The organism is Cellulomonas persica, from assembly GCF_007989825.1.
Classification (GTDB): domain Bacteria; phylum Actinomycetota; class Actinomycetes; order Actinomycetales; family Cellulomonadaceae; genus Cellulomonas; species Cellulomonas persica.
Map to the genome: position 1 here is coordinate 87456 of NZ_BJUA01000005.1, position 20360 is coordinate 107815.

A 20360-nucleotide genomic window follows, 5' to 3' on the forward strand; every position below is an offset into this window, starting at 1 on the left:
CGCCGCATGTGTCAGGATTGCCCGTCTGCCGTCACCGTCACAGGGGGAGTCCTTCTCATGCGCGCCATCACCCGGATCGTGAGCGCTGCGGCCGCCGCGGCCCTCGCCGTCACGCTCACCGCCTGCAGCTCGTCGGACGAGAAGACGCCCGACGACGCCAAGGCCACCGGCCAGGCGACCGCGTCCGAGAAGCCCGCGGACGACGCCGACAAGGGATCGTCCGGTGGCCTGACCGCCGAGAACTTCCACGAGGTGCTGGCCGCCTCGATCGCGGACGGGACGTCGTACCGCATGAGCATGTCGACGTCGTCGGACGCGGGCGCGGCCTCGACGATCGAGGGCGAGGTCGTGATCACCGACGCGGGTCCCGCGATGTCGATGACGACGAACGACGCGGGCGTCGACATGACGATCATCATGGTCGACGACGCCTACTACATGAACATGGGCGAGATGACCCAGGGCAAGTTCGTGAAGATCGACCTGAACGACCCGTCGAACCCGCTGGGGTCCAGCGTCGGCTCGCTCAAGGACCTGACCGACCCGAGCAAGAGCCTGGAGATGTTCAAGGACTCGGTGAAGTCGGTCGAGAAGGTCGGCGAGGAGGACGTGGACGGCACGAGCGCGACGCACTACGTCGTGACCCTCGACTCCTCCGCCGTGAGCGACTCCCTCGCCGGGATCGACCCGTCCGCGCAGCCGTCGCTGCCCGCCGAGTTCGTCTACGACTTCTGGGTCGACGACGAGAACCGTCCGGTCAAGATGACGTCGGAGACCATGGGCACGACGTCCGACATCCGGTACTACGACTGGAACGACTCGAGCATCTCGGTGACGGCCCCGAGCGCCGACCAGATCTCCGAGCTGGACTTCTCCGAGCTGCTCGGCGGTGCCACCACCGAGGGCTGACCAGCCACACTCCGCAGGAGCGCACGACGAGGGCGGGACCGCACGACGCGGCCCGCCCTCGTCGTCGTCCGGCGGCGTGGTGCCCCGCCCACCCGGCTCGTCGTCGTCCGTCCGGGTGACCGGGACCTCGTCCCCTTCGTCCGGCGCGGAACGGCTGCCAGGATCGGCCGACTCGTCACGACACAGCACACAGGGGGCCCGCTCATGCGCGTCATCACTCGAACCCTCGCCGCCACGGCGGGCCTCGCCCTGGCGCTCAGCCTGACGGCGTGCGGCTCGTCGCCCTCGCCGACTCCGGGCGCGGGGGCCAGCACGTCCGCGGCGGCGCAGACCACCGCTCCTGCAGACCCGACGCCCGAGGCCGAGCCCGGCGCCGGTGCGCTCACCGCGGAGACGCTGATCGACACGATGGTGGAGACGATGTCGAGCGCGACCGGCTACCGGTACGGCTCGACCGCCGTCACCGCCGAAGGGACCGTGACGTACGACGGAGTGGTCCAGATCGACGACGGTGTCCTGTCGATGTCGATCCACACGGAGGCCCCGGGGACCACGATGGATGTGGTCGTGATCGACAGGACGATCTACATGAACCTCGGTGAGGCGTCCGAGGGCAAGTTCGTCGTCGCGGACCTCGACCGTGCGCTCGCCGAGATCCCGGGCTTCCCGGACTTCGGGGCGATCATGGACGTACGGAAGAGCTTCGAGCACCTCGACGGCTCGATCCTCGACGTCCAGCAGATCGGGCCCGAGGACGTCGACGGCGAGCCGGCGACGCGGTACGCCGTGACCATCGACACCGCGAAGCAGGTCGAGGCCATCGCGACGACGATGGGCGGCTCGGTCGCCGAGCTCATCGAGACGATGTCCCTGCCGCCCGCGCTGACGTCCGACTACTGGATCGACGCCCGGAACCGACCGCTCAAGCAGGTCGGCACCATCGCGGGCACCACCACGACGAGCACCTGGTCCGACTGGGACAGCCCGAGCATCGTCGTCGAGGCGCCGCCCGCGGACCAGATCTCCGACATCGACCCGTTCGGGCCGAGCGACCAGTGACCCGATCCCCTCGCCGGACCGTCACACGGGCAGGGTGAGGACGCGGCCCCACTCGCGGCGCGCGTAGGTCGCGAAGCCGACCTTGGCGTAGAACGCGATCGCGCCGGTGTTGCGCTCGTCGACGCCCAGGTGCAGGCCGGCCACGCCGCGTTCGCGCAGCGCGTCGGCGAGGGTCGCGATCAGGCGCCGACCCCAGCCCTGCCCCTGCAGACGCGGGTGCAGGTCGATGTGCAGGTGCGCGGGGAACTCGTCGTACTGCGGCTCGGGCGCCGCGGACCACGCGTGCATCCGGTCGATCAGCACGTGGTCCTGCGAGCCGTCGCCCGGGTCGGGCACGCGCGGGTACTGCGCGCGCAGCGTCGGCCACCAGTGCTCGTCGAGCCAGCGGGCGAACCCCAGGGAGTCCGCCGTGCCGACGACGTACCCCGCGATGCCCTCGTCGTCGGCGACGACGAACGTCAGGCTCGGGTCCGCGACGGGGTACGGCCCGGCGTACAGGTGCCCGAGCAGGTCCGGATTCCGGTAGAGGCCGGACGCGTCGCCGCCCGCCTCGCCCGTGAGCAGGCACAGCCGGTAGATCCCGGCGAGGTCGGCGGGATGAAACGGACGGATCTGGGTCGCCACGTCCCGATCCCATCACGACGAGGGCGCGGCTGGGTCACGTCTGGACCGAACCCGCCCGCAAGGGGCGCGCGGACCGCGATCCTGTCTCGGGACGACGAGGGGGCGACGTGACGACGAGGGCCGACGAGCGGGTGCGGGGCGTTGCGGGCGGAGTCCGCGCCGGTCGCGTGCGCGATCCGGAGCTGCGGGCGTCGCTCGCGTGGCTGACGCACCCCGTGACGGTCGTCGCGCTCGTCGTGCTGCTGCTCAACGACCATGTGCTCAAGCGCGCGTACGGGACGTGGTGGACGGGCAAGCTCTCGGACGTCGCCGGCCTGGTCCTGGCGCCCGCGCTGCTCGCGGTGGCGATCTCGGGGGTCCGCGCGTGGGCTCGCCGTCCCGGATCATCGCCGGGCGCTCGGGGGTCGGTCCGTCACCCGCGCCGGACCGGCGCCGTCCGGCCGCGTCCGCGCGCGCCGTTCGGGGGGCTGACGACGATCGTCGTCGGCCTGGGCTTCACGTTCGTGAAGGCGACCGCCGTCGGCGCGACCCTGGCGTCGGCGGCGTGGACGGCGGTCGCCGGGCCGAGCGAGGTGCTCCGCGACACGACGGACCTGCTCGCGCTGCCCGCGCTGGCCGTCGCATGGTGGGCCGCGCGCGTCTCGTCGCGGCCGAGTCGCGTGCGGGCCGGGCGCCGGTGGGCGCTGGTCCTGCCGCTCGCGGTGCTCGCGACCGCGGCGACGTCGAGCATGGGGCCGACCGGGACCCTGACGGTGGACGTCGAGGACGGCGCGGTCCTCGTCGGCACGGGGTGGTCCGAGACGGACGTGAGGCTGCACCGGTCCACGGACGGGGTGACGTGGACGAGCGTCGAGCCGACCTACCCCCCGGGCCCCGGACCGTCCGAGGCCGCAGGTGCCGATCCGACGAGCCCTGCGGTCGAGGACGGCCGGCACTGAGTGCCCGATGAGCCGGACGTGTGCTTCCGTCCCGTCGCCGACGAGGGCGTCGGGGTCGAGCGCAGCGACGACGGCGGGCGGACGTGGCACGTCGACTGGGCGCTGACCGCCGAGCAGGTCCGCGTCCTGACCGAGCGGTGGGGCGACCCGATGCTCCTGCGCACGCACGAGGTCGCGGTGCTCCCGAGCGCGGACGGCTTCCTCGTGTTCGCAGCGAACGGTGGCGACGGCCTGGCGATGCGGCACGAGGACGGCCGCTGGGAGCGGCTCGGGACGACGTTCGAGGGCGGCTGGGTCGCGGCGCTGCCGGGCGAGCCGCAGGCCCGGACGTTCCCGTTGCCGCTCGGCGTGGTGGTTGGCGTGCTGGCGGGGCTGTTCGCGCTCGTGGTCGTCGGCCGACCCGCGCGGGTGGAGGTCGGAGCGGCGCGGCGCGGCGGGGCGTGGGCGTCGGGGCTGGGCGCGGGGGCGGTGGCCCTGGTGGCGGTGAGCGTCATGGAGCTGGGTGCGGTCTACGGTCCGTCCACCGGCGTGCCGGTCCCCCGCTTCGTGGTCACGGTGCTGCTCCTGACGGCAGCGGGTCTGACAGCTCTGGCGGTCGGGCTGGCTGGTCGTGAGATGGCGGTGGGTGCGCTGGGCGGGCTCGTCGTCGGTGTCGTCGCAGGTGTCGCGACGGCCGTCACCCCCGTCGCGTGGACGGACCCGGGCAGCGTCTGGGTGGGTGTCGTCGTCGCGCTGGTCGGCACGTGGGGTGCCGCGGTGCTCGCGCGCCGCCGGCCGGACCGTGCCGCGCAGGTCGGACGCGCGCCGGATCTGCCGCCCTATCCGCCGGCGCCGTGGGACGTGGAAAACAAACCTACGCACTAGTAACTTACGGTGGCGTAGGTTAGGCTGACGAATGTGACCCCCGCGCCGACGATCACCGTCTCGCCGATCCCCCAGTTCGATGCGCCCGACGAGCCCTTGACCGCCGCCCTGCACCGCGCCATCACGGACCACGGCGAGCGCGTCGCCGCCGACTTCCTCGGCGCGACCATCACCTACCGCGAGCTCGGCGAGCAGGTTGCGCGGGGCGCCGCCGCGCTCGTCGCCCTCGGCGTGCAGCCCGGCGACCGCGTCGCGATCGCGCTGCCCAACTGCACGCAGCACCTCGCCGCGTTCTACGCGGTGCTGCGGATCGGCGCGGTCGTCGTCGAGCACAACCCCACGTACTCGGCCGACGAGCTCGCGCACCAGCTCGCGGACTCCGGCGCGACCGTCGCGCTCGTCTGGACCAAGGCGGTGCCCGCGGTGCTCGAGGCGCGCGAGCGCACCGCCCTGCGCCACGTCGTCGCCGTCGACCTCGCGCACGACCTGCCGCTCAGCAAGCGGCTCGCGCTGCGCCTGCCCGTGGCGAAGGCGCGCCGCACCGCGGCCGCGATGCGCGGGCCCGTGCCCGCCGAGATCCCGCTGTGGCACCGCCTCGTCGCCGCCGCGAACCCGCTGCCCGCGAACCACCCGCAGCCCGCGCCGTCCGACGTCGCGCTCCTGCAGTACACCGGCGGCACCACCGGCACCCCCAAGGCGGCCGTGCTCACGCACGCGAGCCTCGTCGCGAACGCCGAGCAGGGCCACCTGTGGACCCAGCACCGGCGCGGCCAGGAGACGGTCTACGGCGTCCTGCCGTTCTTCCACGCGTTCGGCCTGACGCTGTGCCTGTCGTACTCCACGCGGATCGCCGCGACGCTCGTCGTCTTCCCGTCGTTCGACCCCGCGCTCGTGCTCGCGGCGCAGCGCCGCCGCCCGGGGACCTTCATCCCGGCCGTCCCGCCGATGCTCGACCGGCTCGTGACCGCGGCCGAGAAGTCGGGCGTCTCGCTGCACTCGTTCACGCACGCGATCAGCGGCGCCATGGCGCTGCCGCCCGCGACCGCGCGCCGCTGGGAGGCCGCGACCGGCGGGCTCGTCGTCGAGGGCTACGGCATGACCGAGACGTCGCCCGTCGCGCTCGGCAACCCGTTCGACGCCAGCCGCCGCCCCGGCGCGCTCGGCGTGCCGTTCCCGGGCACCGAGGTGCGGGTCGTGTCGCAGACCGACGTCACGCTCGACGTCGCGCCCGGCGAGCCCGGTGAGCTCCTCGTCCGCGGACCGCAGGTGTTCGCCGGCTACTGGCAGCGGCCCGACGAGACCGCGCAGCAGCTCCTGCCCGACGGCTGGCTGCGCACCGGCGACGTGGTGCGCGTCGACGACGACGGGTTCGTCCTGCTCGTCGACCGCATCAAGGAGATGATCGTGACCGGCGGGTTCAAGGTGTACCCGTCGCAGGTCGAGGACCACCTGCGCGACATGCCGGGCGTCCAGGACGTCGCCGTCGTCGGCGTCCCCGGTGGTGACCTGGGCGAGTCCGTCGTGGCGGCGCTCGTGCTGCGCGACGGGCACGACGTGGACCTCGCCGCGGTGCGCGAGTGGTGCGGGCGCAAGGTCGCGCGCTACGCGGTGCCGCGCCGGATCGTCGTGCTGCCGGACCTGCCGCGCTCGCAGGTCGGCAAGGTGCTGCGCCGCGTGGTGCGCGACCAGGTGCTCGCCCTGCCCGCCGCCTGACGCTCCTCGCCGCCTGACCCGGCCCCAGCCCGACCGCCGGTTGCGGCGCGGCCGCTCCCGGCCCACCGGTGCTCGTCCGTGCACATTCGCTCGTCGGGACGGTGCGCACGAGCCCGTGGGCCTGAGAGAGTTCCGCCGTGCGTCTTCCCCCGTTCTCGCGCGTCCCGGCGCTCGTCGCCCTGGGCGGGTTGATCGCGGGCGGGCTCACGGGCGCCTTCGCGGGGAGCGCACTCGCCGGCAGCCAGCCGGACGCGGGGCCCGCCGTGCCGACCGCGATCGCCGCGCCACGCGTGACGGTGCGGTACGACCCGCAGCACGTCGTCGGCGACCTCCTGGACGCGCTGCGCCCCGCCGACTCCTACGCCTTCACGCTGACGCTCGACCCTCAGGCGCCCGCGCTCACCGGGGCCGCCGCGCGCGACGGCGACCGGTGGGACCTCGTCGGCCGCGTCGAGGAGGCCGAGACCGTCACCGAGGTCCGTCTCGTCGGCGACGACGCGTACGTGTACGTCTCCGGTCTCACCGACGGTTTCGGTCGCACGTCGCGCGACGAGCCCGGCGACGCGTTCGTCGCCGCGTACATCGCCTCGTTCGGACCCGCGCAGCTCGCCACCACGCTCCTCGAGACCCGCGAGGCCGTCGTCTCCGTCGCCGCGGGCGGCGCGTCCGTCGAGCTCGACCAGGTCCCCGCCCAGCCGTTCGACGTCGTCGTCGACCTGCGACGCGCCACCGGTGCGATGGGCGCGCGCTTCACCACCGGAGCCACGACGAACCCCTACGCGATGATGCGCCTGTGGATCGGCCCCGACGGGCTCGTGCGCCGCTACGCCGAACCCGCCACCACGCTCCAGGTCGACTTCACCGAGTGGGGCGACGACGTGGCCATCGCGGCGCCCGACGACGCCGTCGAGCTCGACCTCGGAGGGTGAACGCCCTCGTCGGGCGAGTTCGCCGGGCCGCTCACGCCCGCTATGATGACGACTGCTTGCCGCGGCACAGGCGTCCCCGACGCCCGTGATCGACGGTTCGCGCGGGTGTAGTTCAATGGTAGAACTTCAGCTTCCCAAGCTGACAGCGCGGGTTCGATTCCCGTCACCCGCTCCAGGTGACGTGCAGGACGGTAGGCCGAACGGAACCCCGTCAGCGGCGGACCCCGCCCAGAACACCGCACTTGCCTACGCCACACCGCCTGACACGGCACGGGGCGTGGCCGCAATGTGCCGCCGCGCCCGCCCCACGGCACGGCATGCCCAGACCGCGGGGGAATTCCTACGACCGTTTCGACCCGCAGCGGAGCTCCGGCGCGATACATTCGCCGACGACCGGAGAAATCCACCGTTCTGCAGGGGGCAAAACGATGTCTAGCATTCGCATGCGCGCACTCATGGTCAGCGTCCTCGTCGCAGGCGGGCTAGCCGGCACGTCGAGCGCGACGGCGGCTGAGGCCGACGTCGTTCAATGCGCGACGGTCGACGGGCTGAAGTTCTGCACCGAAGTCGGCTTCACGAAGGAGTCCACCACGGCCATCCGCGCCAGGGTGCACCGGACCATGGCGTCCGCGAACACGGCATTCGCGGCGGGGCCTTTGGATACTGGCGACCTGACACCGGCCGAGCAGCTCGCTCAGCTGGCCGGGCTCACGCCGGAACAGCTCAAGGCGCGTCAGGATGCGCAACTGGCAGAAGCGCGCGACGCGGTCGGCCGCATGAAGCTGGTCGACTACGTCGACTCGGGCAAGCCCATCCCGGCAGGCTTCTTCGCGAAGTACCCGCAACTGCACGTGAAAGAGGGCAGCGCTCAGGCCAGGGCTCTGAGGGCCGGCACGTCGATGCGGTTCGCTGCGGCGAGTGGCAACTCGACGAGACTTGCCGTGTCGAGCGACCCGTCAAAGGACTATGAATACATTATGCCTAACGTCGCTCGCGACCAGAAGACGTCTTACTGGTGCGGGCCCGCGACGATGGAGATGATGGACTTGGGCGACGGCGGTTCGCTCCGTACGCAGGCCAAGTGGGCAGAACTCCTCGGGACCACGACCGATGGCACCGGCATCGGAGCGATGAAGGATGGCATGAACGCGTACACGACGTGGGACAACACGGCGGGCAAGTACGTCACCGTGGACCTGTCGGATCGGACTGCTAGCTGGTTCTTCTCGGCGCATCGGACCCGGGTGGGCTTCACAAAGTCGCCGGTCGTCGAGCACGTCCAGCTGCTGATGAAGTACTTCTCGTACTTGAACTACAACCACGGCGGCCACTATCAGGTCGGCCGCGGGTACAGCAGCACGACCGGGAACGTGATCGGCATCATCGACCCGTACGACGAGCGTGACTACCGCAGCGGCGGCGCCGCATCCGGCGGGTACCACGTCATCCCGCTGGACAAGATGTGGGGGGCGACGCTCGCCAACGTGAACCAGAACTTCTCCTACTGATGCGCCTACGAGTCGCGGTGCTGGCGAGCGTCGCCGTCATCGCACTGTGTGCGTGCACGGATGACGGGGTCGATCCCGCTCCGCCTCAGGTCGTCACGGCGAGCACCACCCCGTCCGCGAGCGCGACGACGGGCAGCGACCCCCAGGGGGACACCACCGTCGACGTGTCCGACGACAACAGCGAGTGGTCGAACGTCGATGTCCCCGACGGATACCTCGGGACGGTCGGGATCTCGAGCACGGGGAACGCCTATGCCGTGCTCCAGGACGCGAAGGGCATCCAGAGCCTCACGGTGGTCGGCGATGACACGGCCGCCCCCCTCACGATGAGGCCTGCCGAGATCGTCCAGAACGCACAGACTGCAGACGACGGGACCGTGGTCTACGGGCTCGGGGACGACGACGACGGCGAGTTCTGGGTCAAGCAGTGGGACCCGGAAAGTGGCGAGCAATCCGTTCTGTACGAGTCGGTGGGTGTCGGAGCATCGTGGTCCGAGACAGCGCTGGTCGGTGACTCCCTGTACCTGACACGCCGACACGACGACGGGTCGGACTGCCTGGACGTGCTCACGCCCATTGCTGTCGGCGCAGGGACGACCACGCTGGACTGCGCCAAGGAAGGCGAGACGCTGGACCACCTCCGCGCCGCTCCTGATGGGACGATCAGCTACCTGACACACCCGCAGGCGTCCGACTGCGGCGCACTCCACAAGGTCGCGCCGGGAGGCGCCCCGCAGACAGTGGCTAGCGGCGACTGCGTCTCTCGCGGCAACGCCGACGGCACCACGGTCGTCTGGACCGGTCTGCCGCCTACTGGCGACCTGGGCACGAACTACTTCGACGCGCCGCTCTCCGCGACCAGCAACGGCGTCGAGCGCGAGCTCGGCACCGCGGCCGCCGGTTCCACCCTCCTGTGCGAAGGCAGCGTGTACTGGCTCTGGGAAGACTTCACCCCTCCGGTGTCGCCGTCTGAGATCCGCCGCTGGACTCCTGGCAGCGACACCATCGAGGTCGTGTACCGGTCACCTGACGAGTCGGACCTGAACCGGTTCTCGACGTCGGCGCCGCAGTGCGGCGGGGACCGTCTGTGGGTCGAGCGCATCGGCTGGCGGGGCGACTCGAAGCCAGAGCTGCTGACGCTGCCGCTGGACTAGGGGTGCGCGGGCACCACGCCGCGCCCGTGCGCTGTGCAGGACCGGCCGCATCGCGTGACGGTGTGGGGGGCGAGCCAGGGGGTCGGCCCGTCCCCCGACGGCCGACCCCCGTGGCAGAGAGGATCGCTAATCCGATCGATTCGGTCAAGTATTTGAGGGACCGGCCCACGATCTGAGACGCGAGCCGTTCGCCCTGGTCGTGCGTCAGACTCGGGCTGTGATCGACGTGCTCTCCTCCGCCGGCCCGAACGGCGCGCGCCCGGGGGGCACGTGGGACTGGCTGCCGGAGCAGGCCGCGACGCCCAGCGAGAGCGACCTCGCGCGGGCCCGCTCCGAGGCGGAGGGGTTGCTCGCCGACCACGGCGTCACGTACGGGGCCGCGGCGGAGCACGAGCCCTGGCGGCTGGACCCTGCGCCGGTCGTCATCGACGAGGACGAGTGGTCGCGGCTCGAGGCGGGGATCGCGCAGCGCGCGGAGCTGCTCGACGCGGTGCTGCAGGACCTCTACGGCCCGCGGCGGCTGCTCGCGGACTCGCTGCTGCCGCCCACCGCGGCGGTCGCGCACCCCGGGTTCCTCCGGACCGTCGACGGGTTGCGCCTGCCGGGCGGCCGCGAGCTCGTCCTGACCGCGACGGACCTCGCGCGTGACGACGACGGCACGTGGCTCGCGCTCGCGGACCGGACCCAGGCGCCCTCGGGGGCCGGGTACGCGATGGAGGGTCGGCGCGTCGTCGCGCAGGTGCTCGAAGGCGTGTACCGGCAGACGCCGATCCAGCGCCTCGGCCCGTTCTTCCGTGCCCTGCGCCAGACCCTGCACGACGTCGCACCGCCGTCCGCCCCGCAGCCGCGGATCGCGCTGCTCACGCCCGGGCCGGGCTCGGAGACGGCGTTCGACCAGGCGTACCTCGCCTCGATGCTCGGCCTGCCGCTCGTCGAGGGCTCGGACCTGGTGGTGCGCGACGGGCGGCTGTGGGTGCGCGGGCTGGGCGGGACGGAGCCGGTCGACGTGCTGCTGCGGCGCGTGGACGCCGCGTGGTGCGACCCGCTGGACCTGCGCGCGGGCTCGCGCCTCGGCGTGCCCGGCCTCGTGCGGGCGGTGCGCGCGGGGAACCTGTCCGTGGTGAACCCGCTGGGCTCGGGCGTGCTCGAGAACCCCGCGGTCATCGCCGCGCTGCCACGGCTCGCGCGCACCGTGCTCGACCAGGACCTGCTGCTGCCGTCCGCGCCCACGTGGTGGTGCGGCGAGCCGTCGTCGGCGTCGTACGTGCTCGAGCACCTGGCCGAGCTCGTGCTGGTCCCGTTGTCACGCGAGGACCACGGCGTGCTCGGCTGGACGCTCGACGCGACGCAGCGCGACGAGCTCGCCACGCGGATCAGCGCGGAGCCGTGGCGGTGGGCGGGTCAGGCGCGCGTCGGCGGCGGGGCGCTGCTGGACGTCGCGGGCGACGACGGCACCGGGCCCGGTGAGCAGGACCGCTCCGGCTCCGGGGTCGGGGTGCTACGGACGTTCGCGGTGGCGCACCGGGGCGCGTACACGGTCATGGCGGGTGGGCTCGCGCGGGTCGCCGACGGGCCCGTGGTGTCGTCGCGCACCGGGGCGGTCGCCAAGGACGTGTGGGTGCTCGCGGGGGCGAGCGAGCCGGCGGCCGAGCCCGCGGACGCCGGCGGCGAGGCGCCCGTCGCGCGTCGCACGGGCGTCGGGATCTCGTCGCGCACCGCGGAGAACCTGTTCTGGCTCGGCCGGTACGCCGAGCGGGCCGAGGACCAGGCGCGTGACCTGCGCGTCGTCGTCGACCGGTGGGACGACTTCCACGGGCGCCCGAGGTCCGCGGGGGGACGTGCGCTCGCCGTGCTCGTCGGCGCGCTCGTCGACCCGGACGCACCCGCGGACGCCGCGCACGCCCCGACGCTGCGCGAGCTCGCGCTCGACCGGTCCCGGCCCGAGTCGATCGCGGCGTCGATCGCGGGGCTCGGGAACGCGGCCGCGGCGGTGCGCGACCAGCTCTCGACCGACACGTTCGGCCCGCTCGCTCGGATCGACCGCGCACTGCGAGCCGAGCGTGCGCGGCAGCGGGTCCCCGAGCAGGGCCTCGACCTGGGCCGCTTCGACGACGCGCGTGCCGCGACCGCCGGGCTGCGGCCCGTGCTCGACCGCACGCTCGAGGGTCTTCTGGCGGTTGCGGGGATCGTCGCCGAGGGGCTCGTGCGCGATGTCGGCTGGCACCTGCTCGACGCGGGACGCCGCCTCGAACGCGCGCAGCACGTGGTCGCCGCGCTGCGCCGCACGCTCGTCGACCCGCTCCCGCGCACGGTCGAGGCGCACGTCGTCGACTCGGTCGTCCTCGCGCACGACTCCGCGATCACCTTCCGCCGCCGCTACCCCGAGGACGCGGGCGTCACCGCGGTGCTCGACCTGCTCCTGCTCGACGACGCCAACCCGCGCTCGCTCGCGTTCCAGATCGAGCGTCTGCGCCGCGACCTGTCGGGCGTCCCCATGCGCTCGCGCCCGACCGACGAACGCGACCGCCTGCTCGCCCAGCTCGGCGACCTCGTCGTCGAGCTCGACCCGGCGGCCGCGAGCGCACGTGACACCGACGGCCGCCGCGTGCGCCTGGCCGAGACGCTCGACTCGATGCACTGGCGCCTGCTCGCGGTCGCCGACGAGATCGAGAAGGTGCACTTCGCACGGCCCGTCACCGCGCGAGCGCTCGACGACCCGTGGGACGCGGGCGACGAGGAGGTCGCACCGTGAGCCGCACGTACGACCTCGTGCACCGCACGACGTACACGTACCCGCAGGAGGTCACCGACTCCTACGGCCGCACCGTCATGACCCCGCGCGACCTGCCCGGGCAGACGGTCCTGACCAGCGCCGTCGAGATCGACCCCGCGCCCGCGGACAGCGCCGTGCAGCACGACTACTTCGGCAACCGCACGACCTACTACTGCGTCACCGAGCCGCACACGCGGCTCGTCGTGACCGCCCGCTCGACCATCGAGATCACGCGCGTCCGGCCGGACCCGGCGAGCCTGCCGACCGTCGCGTGGGACGAGACCGCGACCTCGGTGCAGACGGGGTCCGCCGCGGCCGCGATGTCGCCCGACGCGCTCGTCGTGCTGCGCGAGATGGTGCTGCCCTCGGCGCACGTGACGTTCGTCGACGAGGTGCGGCAGTGGGCGGCGCCGTCGTTCGCCCCCGGGCGGCCGCTCGGGGACGTCGTCGTCGACCTGTGCCACCGGATCCGGCACGAGCTCACGTACCGCACCGGGTCGACGACGGTCAGCACGACCCAGCGTCAGCTCCTCGCGCAGCGCACGGGCGTCTGCCAGGACTTCGCGCACTTGATGATCGCGGCGCTGCGGCTGCACGGGGTGCCTGCGCGGTACGTCAGCGGGTACCTCGAGACCCTGCCGCCGCCCGGCCGCGAGAAGCTGCGCGGGGCCGACGCGTCGCACGCGTGGGTGTCGGTGTGGATCCCCGGCGCGGGATGGGTGGACGCGGACCCGACGAACGACCAGCTCGTCGACGACCGCTACGTGGTGCTCGGCTGGGGGCGCGACTACCACGACGTGCCGCCGCTGCGGGGCGTGATCTTCACCGAGGGCAGCGGTTCGAAGCTCTCCGTCCAGGTCGACCTGGTCCCGTCCGGCTCACCCGCGTTCGCCTGAACCAGGGTGCGACCCCAGCCCCCCAAGCCGGGGGCGGCACGGCCGCGCCTGGTCAGCGCGGCGGGACGGCCCGGCGGGTGAGCTCGGACGGCTCGACGACGAAGCCGCCCTCGTCGACGACCGTCCCGCCCGCCGTACGCCACAACGCCGCGGCGACCCGGGCGATCGTCGGCGCGACGCGCTGGCGGGCGATCGCCGACAGCGGTGACTCCGGGTCCTCGCCGTCCGGCGGGTGCCAGCGCACGCGGTACGCCCAGGGCCCGTACTCGCGCCAGTCGAGCGTCGTGAGCACCGCGGGCACCTCCTCACCGCGCGACGAGCGCAGCGTGACCGCACCGTCGTACTCGAACTGCGCGGTCACGGCGCACAGCGGCGGACCGTCGATCCCGGGCGGTGTCGGGAGCTCGGTCGGGGAGACGCGCGCGCCGATCATCGCGGGCCGCACGAGCGGCAGGACGTCGGCCGGCGCCAGGGGCACAGGCGACCAGAGCGTGAGGCCGGGCGCGGCCTGCGGGTCCGGGACGACGACCTGCGTGCGCGTCGCCGGGACGAGCAGCCCACGCGCGTGCCGCGCCGCCGCGACGCACCAGGCGGTGAGCTGCGGCGAGGCGTCCCCGTCGATCGCGTACAGGTCGAGCCCGCCGTCGCCGCGCAGACCGGCGGCGCGGACCTCGTCGGCGGTCAGGGGGTGCGGGCCGACGACCGCGGCGTCGGCGACCGGGAGTCGCCCCGGTGCCGTCGCGGCGGTCTCCACCGCCAGGCCCCGGAACCTGGCTCCGGTCATGGGGCGCGCGACCGAGGCCGCGACGGGCTCTCGTTCCCAGGCGGCGTCCGGGAACCAGGCACGCACGAGCGTGAGCAGGTCCGTCCCTGCCGGGAGAGCGAGCACGTGCCTGCCGTCGAGAGCGGCGGGGAGCGTGGCGTCCATGGCCGCACGGTAGGGCCAGGATGCTGCCGGGATGTTTCGGTTTGCCGCCCTCTGTGGGTCTTGCGTCACGTGGTGCGCATGTGAATCCATTCACCTGCCGCTCCCGCCCGCCCCGCCGTCCACGGGTCGTGGGCGTCCGTCCACCGGTCTGCTCGCGGTTGTCCACAGGGCCGCGCGCACAGATACCCACGGGTGTGCAGAACCCTGTGGATGACCGGTGGACAGGGCGGACGACGCGCGTCAGGCGTGCACGTCGTGCAGGTGGTGCACGACGTCGTGCAGGAAGTACTGCCCGAGCGTGCGGACGGTGAAGAACGAGCCGTTCGAGCGGCGGCCGGTGCGCTCCCACTCGTCGTCGCCGACGGCCTCGAACGCGGCCGCGGTGGCCTCCCCGGACGCGACCAGCTCCTCGGCGACGACCGCCGGGTCCTGCAGGTCGTACCGGTCCGCGAGCGCCGTCGCGTCCTGGTCCCAGTTCTCGAACAGCGGGTCCTCGTGGGCGAGCATGAGCTCGAGCCGGCCGCCGAAGATGCGGAACACGTCGCGCACGTGCGCGGAGTACTCCAGCGTGGACCACACGGTCGGCTCGGGGCGCACGCGCACGTCGTCGCGGTGCAGCGCCGAGACGTACCGCGGCAGCAGGTCGCGCACGGTCGCGCCGATCTGCCGGGGGTCGACGTCGGCGGCGGTGAACCCGCACTCGCCGCACCGCTCGTGCAGGACCCAGGTCCAGTCCTTGTCGTCGGGAACGATCGGGTCGGACGTGTCGGTCGCCATGCCCGCACGCTAGCAACGAGACGTGTCACCGCGGTGACGAACCGGACATCGCGTTCGTCGGACGAGCAGTCGCGTCACAGGACGCCCGCGGACTGCAGCTCGCGGAACTCGTCGTCGGTGAGCACGCGCGAGCGGATGAGGAACCGCACGCCCTCGGGGGCCTCGAGCGAGAACCCCGCACCGCGCCCCGGGACCACGTCGATCGTCAGGTGCGTGTGCTTCCAGTACTCGTACTGCGCCTTCGTCATCCAGACCGGGACGACGACCGGGCCGCTCTCGCCGTCGCCGACGTCCAGGTCCCCGAGGTGCTCGTCGACGTCCCCGGTGAGGAACTCGCCCGCGGGGTAGCACATGGGCGACGAGCCGTCGCAGCAGCCCCCGGACTGGTGGAACATCAGCTCGCCGTGCTGCGCGCGCAGGGTGCGCAGCAGCTGCGCGGCCGCGGGAGTGACCGCGACGCGCTCGACCTGGGTGGTGGCCATGGGCAGGCCTCCTTCCTCGTCGTCGTCCTGCCAGCATGCGCCGCGGGACCGCGCGCCGCCCGACGAGGCAGGGGCGCGCGGTCCGCGGCGGTCAGGTCACGTGCCGGTCAGAAGCCGTGCCGGTCAGAAGAAGCCGAGCTTGGTGCCCGAGTAGCTGACCAGCAGGTTCTTGGTCTGCTGGTAGTGGTCGAGCATCATCTTGTGGTTCTCGCGGCCGACGCCCGAGCCCTTGTAGCCGCCGAACGCCGCGGCCGCCGGGTACGCGTGGTAGCAGTTCGTCCACACGCGGCCGGCCTGGATGTCACGCCCGGCCCGGTACGCGGTGGCCTGCTCACGTGACCACACGCCCGCGCCCAGCCCGTACAGCGTGTCGTTCGCGATCGAGATCGCGTCCGCGTAGTCGGAGAACGACGTGACCGCGACGACCGGCCCGAAGATCTCCTCCTGGAAGATGCGCATCGAGTTCTTGCCCTCGAACACCGTCGGGGTGATGTAGTACCCCTCGGCCAGGTCGCCGTCGAGGTGCGCGCGCTCACCACCCGTGAGGACCTTGGCACCCTCGTCGCGGCCGATCGCGAAGTAGCTGAGGATCTTCTCGAGCTGGTCGTTGGACGCCTGCGCGCCGATCATCGTCTCGGTGTCGAGCGGGTTGCCCTGCTTGATGGCCTTGACGCGCGCGATGCCGTCCGCGAGGAAGTCGTCGTAGATCGACTCCGCGATCAGCGCACGCGACGGGCACGTGCACACCTCGCCCTGGTTGAGGGCGAACATCGCGAAGCCCTCGAGCGCCTTGTCGTAGTAGTCGTCCTTCGCGCGCGCGACGTCCTCGAAGAAGATGTTCGGGCTCTTGCCGCCGAGCTCGAGCGTCACCGGGATGATGTTCTGGCTCGCGTACTGCATGATCAGGCGGCCCGTGGTGGTCTCACCCGTGAACGCGATCTTGCGGATCCGCGACGACGAGGCCAGCGGCTTGCCCGCCTCGACACCGAACCCGTTGACGACGTTGACCACGCCCGGCGGCAGCAGGTCCGCGATGAGCTCCATGAGGAACAGGATCGACGCGGGCGTCTGCTCGGCCGGCTTGAGCACCACGGTGTTGCCCGCCGCGAGCGCCGGGGCGAGCTTCCACGTGGCCATGAGCAGCGGGAAGTTCCACGGGATGATCTGCCCGACCACGCCGAGCGGCTCGTGGAAGTGGTAGGCGATCGTGTCCGCGTCGATCTCCGAGATCGAGCCCTCCTGCGCGCGGATCGCGCCCGCGAAGTAGCGGAAGTGGTCGATCGCGAGCGGGATGTCCGCGGCGAGCGTCTCGCGCACAGGCTTGCCGTTCTCCCACGACTCGGCGACCGCGATCATCTCGAGGTGCTCCTCCATGCGGTCGGCGATCTTGTTGAGGATCACCGCGCGCTCGGTCGCGCTGGTCCTCCCCCACGTGCGCGCGGCGCCGTGCGCGGCGTCGAGCGCGCGCTCGATGTCGTCGGCGTCACCGCGCGCGACCTCCGTGAACGTGCGGCCCGTGACGGGGCTCGGGTTCTCGAAGTAGCGGCCGGCCTTCGGCGCGACGAACTCGCCGCCGATCCAGTGGTCGTACCGCTCGCGATAGGTGGCCAGGCTGCCGGACGTGCCAGGTGCTGAGTAGACGGTCATGCGGCCGCTCCCTCCGGGGTGCGCGGGCGCCGGCGGGGGCCGTGGCGCCCGGGCGCGGCGTCGTTGCCGCGCTTCGTCCCGACGCTAAGCACCCGAGGTTGCATCACCGTTGCAGCGCCGTGATGGGTCGTCAGGCGCGCGCTGGGTCGTCAGGCGCGCGGTGGGTCGTCAGGTCGTGCTGACGACCCACATGCGGTCTGACGACCTGCCTGCGCCCGCTGTCAGCCTGCGAGCGCCGCCCGCAGGAAGGCGATGTCGTCGGCCTGGCCCTCGGCCGGGGTCTCGACGATCGCGTCGCAGCCCGCCTCGCGGACCACGTGCGCGATGAGCTCGGGCGGAATGGTGCCGTGCGCGAAGTTCGCGTGGCGGTCCCGGTTGGAGCCTGCCTCGTCGCGCGAGCTGTTCGCGTGGACCAGGTCGATCCGGCCGGTGATCGCGGTGATCTGCTCGACCACGGTCTCCAGGTCGAGGCCCGACGCCCACGCGTGGCACGTGTCGAGGCAGAAGCCGACGTCGTACTGGCCGATCGCGTCCCAGAGCTGCGCGATGCGGTCGAGCGTGCGCGCGCACGCATTCTCGCCGCCCGCGGTGTTCTCGACGAGCACGCGCACGGGGTACGTCGCGCGCTCGAACGTCTTGCGCCAGTTGTCGACGCCCACCGCGATGTCGTCGCCCGCGCCCACGTGCCCGCCGTGCACGATCAGCCCGCGCGCGCCGAGCGTCGCGGCCGCGGCGCTGTGCTGGGCGATCATGGTGCGGCTCGGGATGCGGATGCGGTTGTTGGTCGACGCGACGTTGACCAGGTACGGCGCGTGCACGTAGACCCCGAGGCCGCTCGCGACGATCGCGTCGGCGTCCGGGCGCGGCTCGGGCTTCTTCCAGCCCTGCGGGTCGGCGAGGAACACCTGCACCGCCTGCGCACCGGTCTCGGCGGCGGCCGCCACCGGGTCGTCGCCACGCGTGTGAGCACCGATCAGCACCACGTCGTCACCCTCGTCCTCGTCGTCCTCGTCGTCCTGCGTCTGGCCGTGACCTGACCTGCGTGACGCTAGACGCCACGTGCGACAGGCGCCCGCGCTGTCCGCGGCTCAGCGCGGGCCGAGCGCGTGCTCGAGGCGGCGGAGCTGGGCGAAGGCGCGCAGCTGCGTGGCCGAGCCGGGGGCGCTCGTCGCTGCGAGCGCACGCCACGCGGCGTAGTCGTCGGCACCCTCGTCGGACGCGGCCCACCGCACGATCACGCGCGGGTCGCGGGACGCGAGGACGGCCGCGCGCACCTCGTCGGACACCGCGGCCCGCACGCGCTCGACCCCCGGCGACGACGAGCGGGGCAGCACGGGACCGGTGTACGAGCCGACGGCCTGCGCGACGTCCCCGAGCGCGAGCGCCTCACGGACCGCGTCGACGTCGGTCCGCACCGCGCGCGTCAGCCGGTAGGGGCGCGACTCGCTCAGCAGCGGCCCGACGACGCGGCGCAGGCGCGAGACCTCCGCGCGCACGGTGACGCCCGACAGCTCGGAGTCGCTCAGCAGCACCGCGACCTCGTCGGCGGTCAGTCCCGCGGGGTGCTCGGCGAGCAGCAGCAGGATCTCGGCGTGCCGGCCGGAGAGCCGGTGCGCGGTGCCGTCGAGCACGAGCGTGCCGCCCTGGCTGCCGAGCACGCGCAGGGTCGGCGCGGGCGGTCCGGCGGGCGTGCTCGTCGTGATGCGCCCGACCGTCGCCTCGACGGCCGTCGCGGTCGCGCGGACGAGCTGCATCGCGAGCCCGGACCCGACGACGGCTCCACCCGTGATGTCGAGGACGCCCAGCACGCGGCCGTGCGCGTCGTGCACGGGTGCCGCCGCGCAGCTGAACGCGTGCACGGGCCGCGCCCAGTGCTCGGTGCCGATCACCTGCACCTCGCGGTTGGTCGCCAGCGCGGTCCCGGGCGCGTTGGTGCCCGCGCAGTCCTCGCTCCACACGGCCCCCTCGACGAACCCGACGCCGCCGACGGCTCGTCGGACCTGCGCGTTGCCCTCGACCCACAGCAGGCGGCCGGACGCGTCCGTCATCGCGGCCACCCACTGGGGGTCCGTGTCGAGCAGCAGGCGGCGCACCACGGGCAGCGCGTCGGTCAGGGGTGTGGCGCGGCGCAGGTCGGCGAGGTCGTTGGCGGAGACGTCGATGCGCGGCGCGGGGTGCTCGGGGTCGACGCCGCTGCGGCGGCTGCGCCTCCAGGACTCCGCGACCAGGCGGCGCACGGAACCGGCGAGGCGGCCGGTGCTGACGAACGTGTCCTGCGCGGCGCGGACGTCGGCGGGCTCGGTCGTCGTCGACACGGGCACCTCCCGTCCTCGGGGGGTCGGCGCGCGCTCACCGTCGGCGCCGACGGTGAGGCCGAGTCTAGGGACGAAAGGCCTGTACCGGAATCGGAGCGGTCCCCGCCGGGCGCGCACGGCCGTGGCCTGCGGGTCCGCCCCTGGTCGTGGCCACCATGCCCGCGGGATGCGGGGATTCTGACATGTTGTGTCAGACTGTCAGCATGCCCAAGATCATCGGCGGGTCACTGCACGAGCACCGCGAGCAGACCAGGCTGAAGCTGTTCGGCGCGCTCTCGACCCTCATGGTCGAGCGCGGGTTCGACGCCGTGACGCTCGCGGAGATCGCGCACGCCGCCGGTGTCGGGCGTACCGCGGTCTACAACCACTTCCCCGACAAGGAAGCGCTGCTCCTCGGGTTCATCACGCACGAGACCGAGCAGTACGCCGCGGTGCTGCAGAGCTCGCTCGACGACCTCGACGACCCCGTCGAGCGCCTGCGCACCTACGTGAGCCAGCAGATCCAGCTCAAGCGCATCTACCACGTGGCCCCCGGCCCCGAGCTGCGCAGCGTGCTCTCCCGCCAGACGCAGCAGCGCGTGCGCGAGCACGTCGTGATCGTCGAGCGGATCCTGCGCGACATCCTCACCGACGGCATCGCGTCCGGCGCGTTCCCCGAGCAGGACCTCGACACCACCGTCCCGCTGGTCAACGCGTGCCTGACCGGCCGTGGCGTCCCCGAGGACGGCCCCGAGCGCGAGCGGGCGATCGAGCAGACCGTCGCGTTCGTGCTGCGTGCCGTGGGGGCGGCCGAGACCGCCTCCGCACCGCAGTCGTCCGACGAGGCCGCGGCTGACGAGACCGC

Annotated in this window: 17 protein-coding genes, 1 tRNA gene and 1 pseudogene; 12 read left to right on the top strand and 7 right to left on the bottom strand. The window is 73.0% G+C overall.

The window, feature by feature from the left end; all coding sequences use genetic code 11:
• Positions 1 to 57 precede the first annotated feature (57 nt).
• Positions 58 to 909 (top strand): SCO4651 family lipoprotein, encoded by an 852-nt coding sequence (locus CPE01_RS06350; RefSeq protein ID WP_146805812.1) that lies wholly within the window; start codon positions 58 to 60, stop codon positions 907 to 909.
• 204 nt (positions 910 to 1113) lie between these two features.
• Positions 1114 to 1968 carry an SCO4651 family lipoprotein gene (locus CPE01_RS06355; RefSeq protein ID WP_146805813.1) on the top strand — a complete coding sequence of 285 codons (855 nt, stop codon included), beginning with the start codon at positions 1114 to 1116 and terminating at the stop codon, positions 1966 to 1968.
• A 21-nt stretch (positions 1969 to 1989) separates the two neighbouring features.
• On the opposite strand, the gene CPE01_RS06360 is transcribed toward CPE01_RS06355, so the two are convergent.
• On the bottom strand, positions 1990 to 2592 hold the full coding sequence (locus tag CPE01_RS06360; RefSeq protein ID WP_146805814.1) for a GNAT family N-acetyltransferase: 603 nt from the start codon (positions 2590 to 2592) through the stop codon (positions 1990 to 1992).
• Between the two features lie 107 nt (positions 2593 to 2699).
• On the opposite strand from CPE01_RS06360, the gene CPE01_RS06365 reads away from it, so the two are divergent.
• The 9 genes from CPE01_RS06365 (at position 2700) to CPE01_RS06405 (ending at position 13367) form a co-directional block, all read left to right on the top strand.
• Positions 2700 to 3530, top strand: a complete 831-nt coding sequence (locus tag CPE01_RS06365) for a hypothetical protein (protein WP_146805815.1) — start codon at positions 2700 to 2702, stop codon at positions 3528 to 3530.
• Positions 3531 to 4394: a hypothetical protein gene (locus CPE01_RS06370; protein WP_146805816.1), complete on the top strand. Its 864-nt coding sequence runs from the start codon at positions 3531 to 3533 to the stop codon at positions 4392 to 4394.
• Positions 4395 to 4427: 33 nt separating this feature from the next.
• A complete protein-coding gene (locus CPE01_RS06375) occupies positions 4428 to 6107 on the top strand; it encodes an AMP-binding protein (RefSeq protein WP_246783778.1) in 1680 nt (559 codons plus the stop codon).
• A gap of 137 nt (positions 6108 to 6244) precedes the next feature.
• On the top strand, positions 6245 to 7036 hold the full coding sequence (locus CPE01_RS06380) for a hypothetical protein (RefSeq protein ID WP_146805818.1): 792 nt from the start codon (positions 6245 to 6247) through the stop codon (positions 7034 to 7036).
• Between the two features lie 101 nt (positions 7037 to 7137).
• A tRNA-Gly gene (locus tag CPE01_RS06385) sits at positions 7138 to 7211 on the top strand.
• A 268-nt stretch (positions 7212 to 7479) separates the two neighbouring features.
• Entirely contained in the window at positions 7480 to 8544 is a 1065-nt protein-coding gene (locus CPE01_RS06390) for a C39 family peptidase (RefSeq protein WP_186811434.1), read from the top strand.
• Positions 8545 to 8708: 164 nt separating this feature from the next.
• Positions 8709 to 9698, top strand: coding sequence for a hypothetical protein (locus tag CPE01_RS06395; protein WP_146805820.1), 990 nt, complete (start codon positions 8709 to 8711; stop codon positions 9696 to 9698).
• Between the two features lie 217 nt (positions 9699 to 9915).
• Complete coding sequence (locus CPE01_RS06400; RefSeq protein WP_246783779.1) at positions 9916 to 12450, top strand: circularly permuted type 2 ATP-grasp protein; 2535 nt, start codon at positions 9916 to 9918, stop codon at positions 12448 to 12450.
• Positions 12447 to 13367 (top strand): transglutaminase family protein, encoded by a 921-nt coding sequence (locus CPE01_RS06405; RefSeq protein WP_146805822.1) that lies wholly within the window; start codon positions 12447 to 12449, stop codon positions 13365 to 13367. The genes CPE01_RS06400 and CPE01_RS06405 overlap by 4 nt, the downstream gene beginning before the upstream one ends.
• Before the next feature lie 52 nt (positions 13368 to 13419).
• Here CPE01_RS06405 and CPE01_RS06410 read toward each other — a convergent pair whose 3' ends face one another.
• The 6 genes from CPE01_RS06410 to CPE01_RS06435 form a co-directional block, all read right to left on the bottom strand.
• Positions 13420 to 14295, bottom strand: coding sequence for a hypothetical protein (locus CPE01_RS06410; RefSeq protein ID WP_146805823.1), 876 nt, complete (start codon positions 14293 to 14295; stop codon positions 13420 to 13422).
• A 240-nt stretch (positions 14296 to 14535) separates the two neighbouring features.
• Entirely contained in the window at positions 14536 to 15072 is a 537-nt protein-coding gene (locus CPE01_RS06415) for a DinB family protein (protein WP_146805824.1), read from the bottom strand.
• A gap of 74 nt (positions 15073 to 15146) precedes the next feature.
• Positions 15147 to 15554: a DUF779 domain-containing protein gene (locus tag CPE01_RS06420; protein WP_146805825.1), complete on the bottom strand. Its 408-nt coding sequence runs from the start codon at positions 15552 to 15554 to the stop codon at positions 15147 to 15149.
• 123 nt (positions 15555 to 15677) lie between these two features.
• Positions 15678 to 17201: an acetaldehyde dehydrogenase ExaC gene (gene exaC, locus CPE01_RS06425; RefSeq protein WP_146805826.1), complete on the bottom strand. Its 1524-nt coding sequence runs from the start codon at positions 17199 to 17201 to the stop codon at positions 15678 to 15680.
• A 221-nt stretch (positions 17202 to 17422) separates the two neighbouring features.
• The gene (locus CPE01_RS06430; protein WP_146805827.1) at positions 17423 to 18184 is read right to left on the bottom strand and encodes a deoxyribonuclease IV; all 762 of its coding nucleotides are present in this window, start codon (positions 18182 to 18184) and stop codon (positions 17423 to 17425) included.
• A 105-nt stretch (positions 18185 to 18289) separates the two neighbouring features.
• Positions 18290 to 19516 (bottom strand): GAF domain-containing protein, encoded by a 1227-nt coding sequence (locus CPE01_RS06435; RefSeq protein ID WP_146805828.1) that lies wholly within the window; start codon positions 19514 to 19516, stop codon positions 18290 to 18292.
• A 203-nt stretch (positions 19517 to 19719) separates the two neighbouring features.
• Between CPE01_RS06435 and CPE01_RS06440 the strand changes: the two are divergent.
• Positions 19720 to 20304: pseudogene (locus tag CPE01_RS06440) on the top strand (TetR/AcrR family transcriptional regulator); the annotation flags it as partial.
• Between the last annotated feature and the right edge of the window lie 56 nt (positions 20305 to 20360).

Bases quoted from the DNA above. Each gene is read 5' to 3' on its own strand.
- CPE01_RS06355 (WP_146805813.1), top strand. From the start codon at position 1,114: ATGCGCGTCATCACTCGAACCCTCGCCGCCACGGCGGGCCTCGCCCTG.
- exaC (WP_146805826.1), bottom strand. From the start codon at position 17,201: ATGACCGTCTACTCAGCACCTGGCACGTCCGGCAGCCTGGCCACCTAT.
- CPE01_RS06390 (WP_186811434.1), top strand. From the start codon at position 7,480: ATGCGCGCACTCATGGTCAGCGTCCTCGTCGCAGGCGGGCTAGCCGGC.
- CPE01_RS06350 (WP_146805812.1), top strand. From the start codon at position 58: ATGCGCGCCATCACCCGGATCGTGAGCGCTGCGGCCGCCGCGGCCCTC.
- CPE01_RS06410 (WP_146805823.1), bottom strand. From the start codon at position 14,295: ATGGACGCCACGCTCCCCGCCGCTCTCGACGGCAGGCACGTGCTCGCT.
- CPE01_RS06415 (WP_146805824.1), bottom strand. From the start codon at position 15,072: ATGGCGACCGACACGTCCGACCCGATCGTTCCCGACGACAAGGACTGG.
- CPE01_RS06420 (WP_146805825.1), bottom strand. From the start codon at position 15,554: ATGGCCACCACCCAGGTCGAGCGCGTCGCGGTCACTCCCGCGGCCGCG.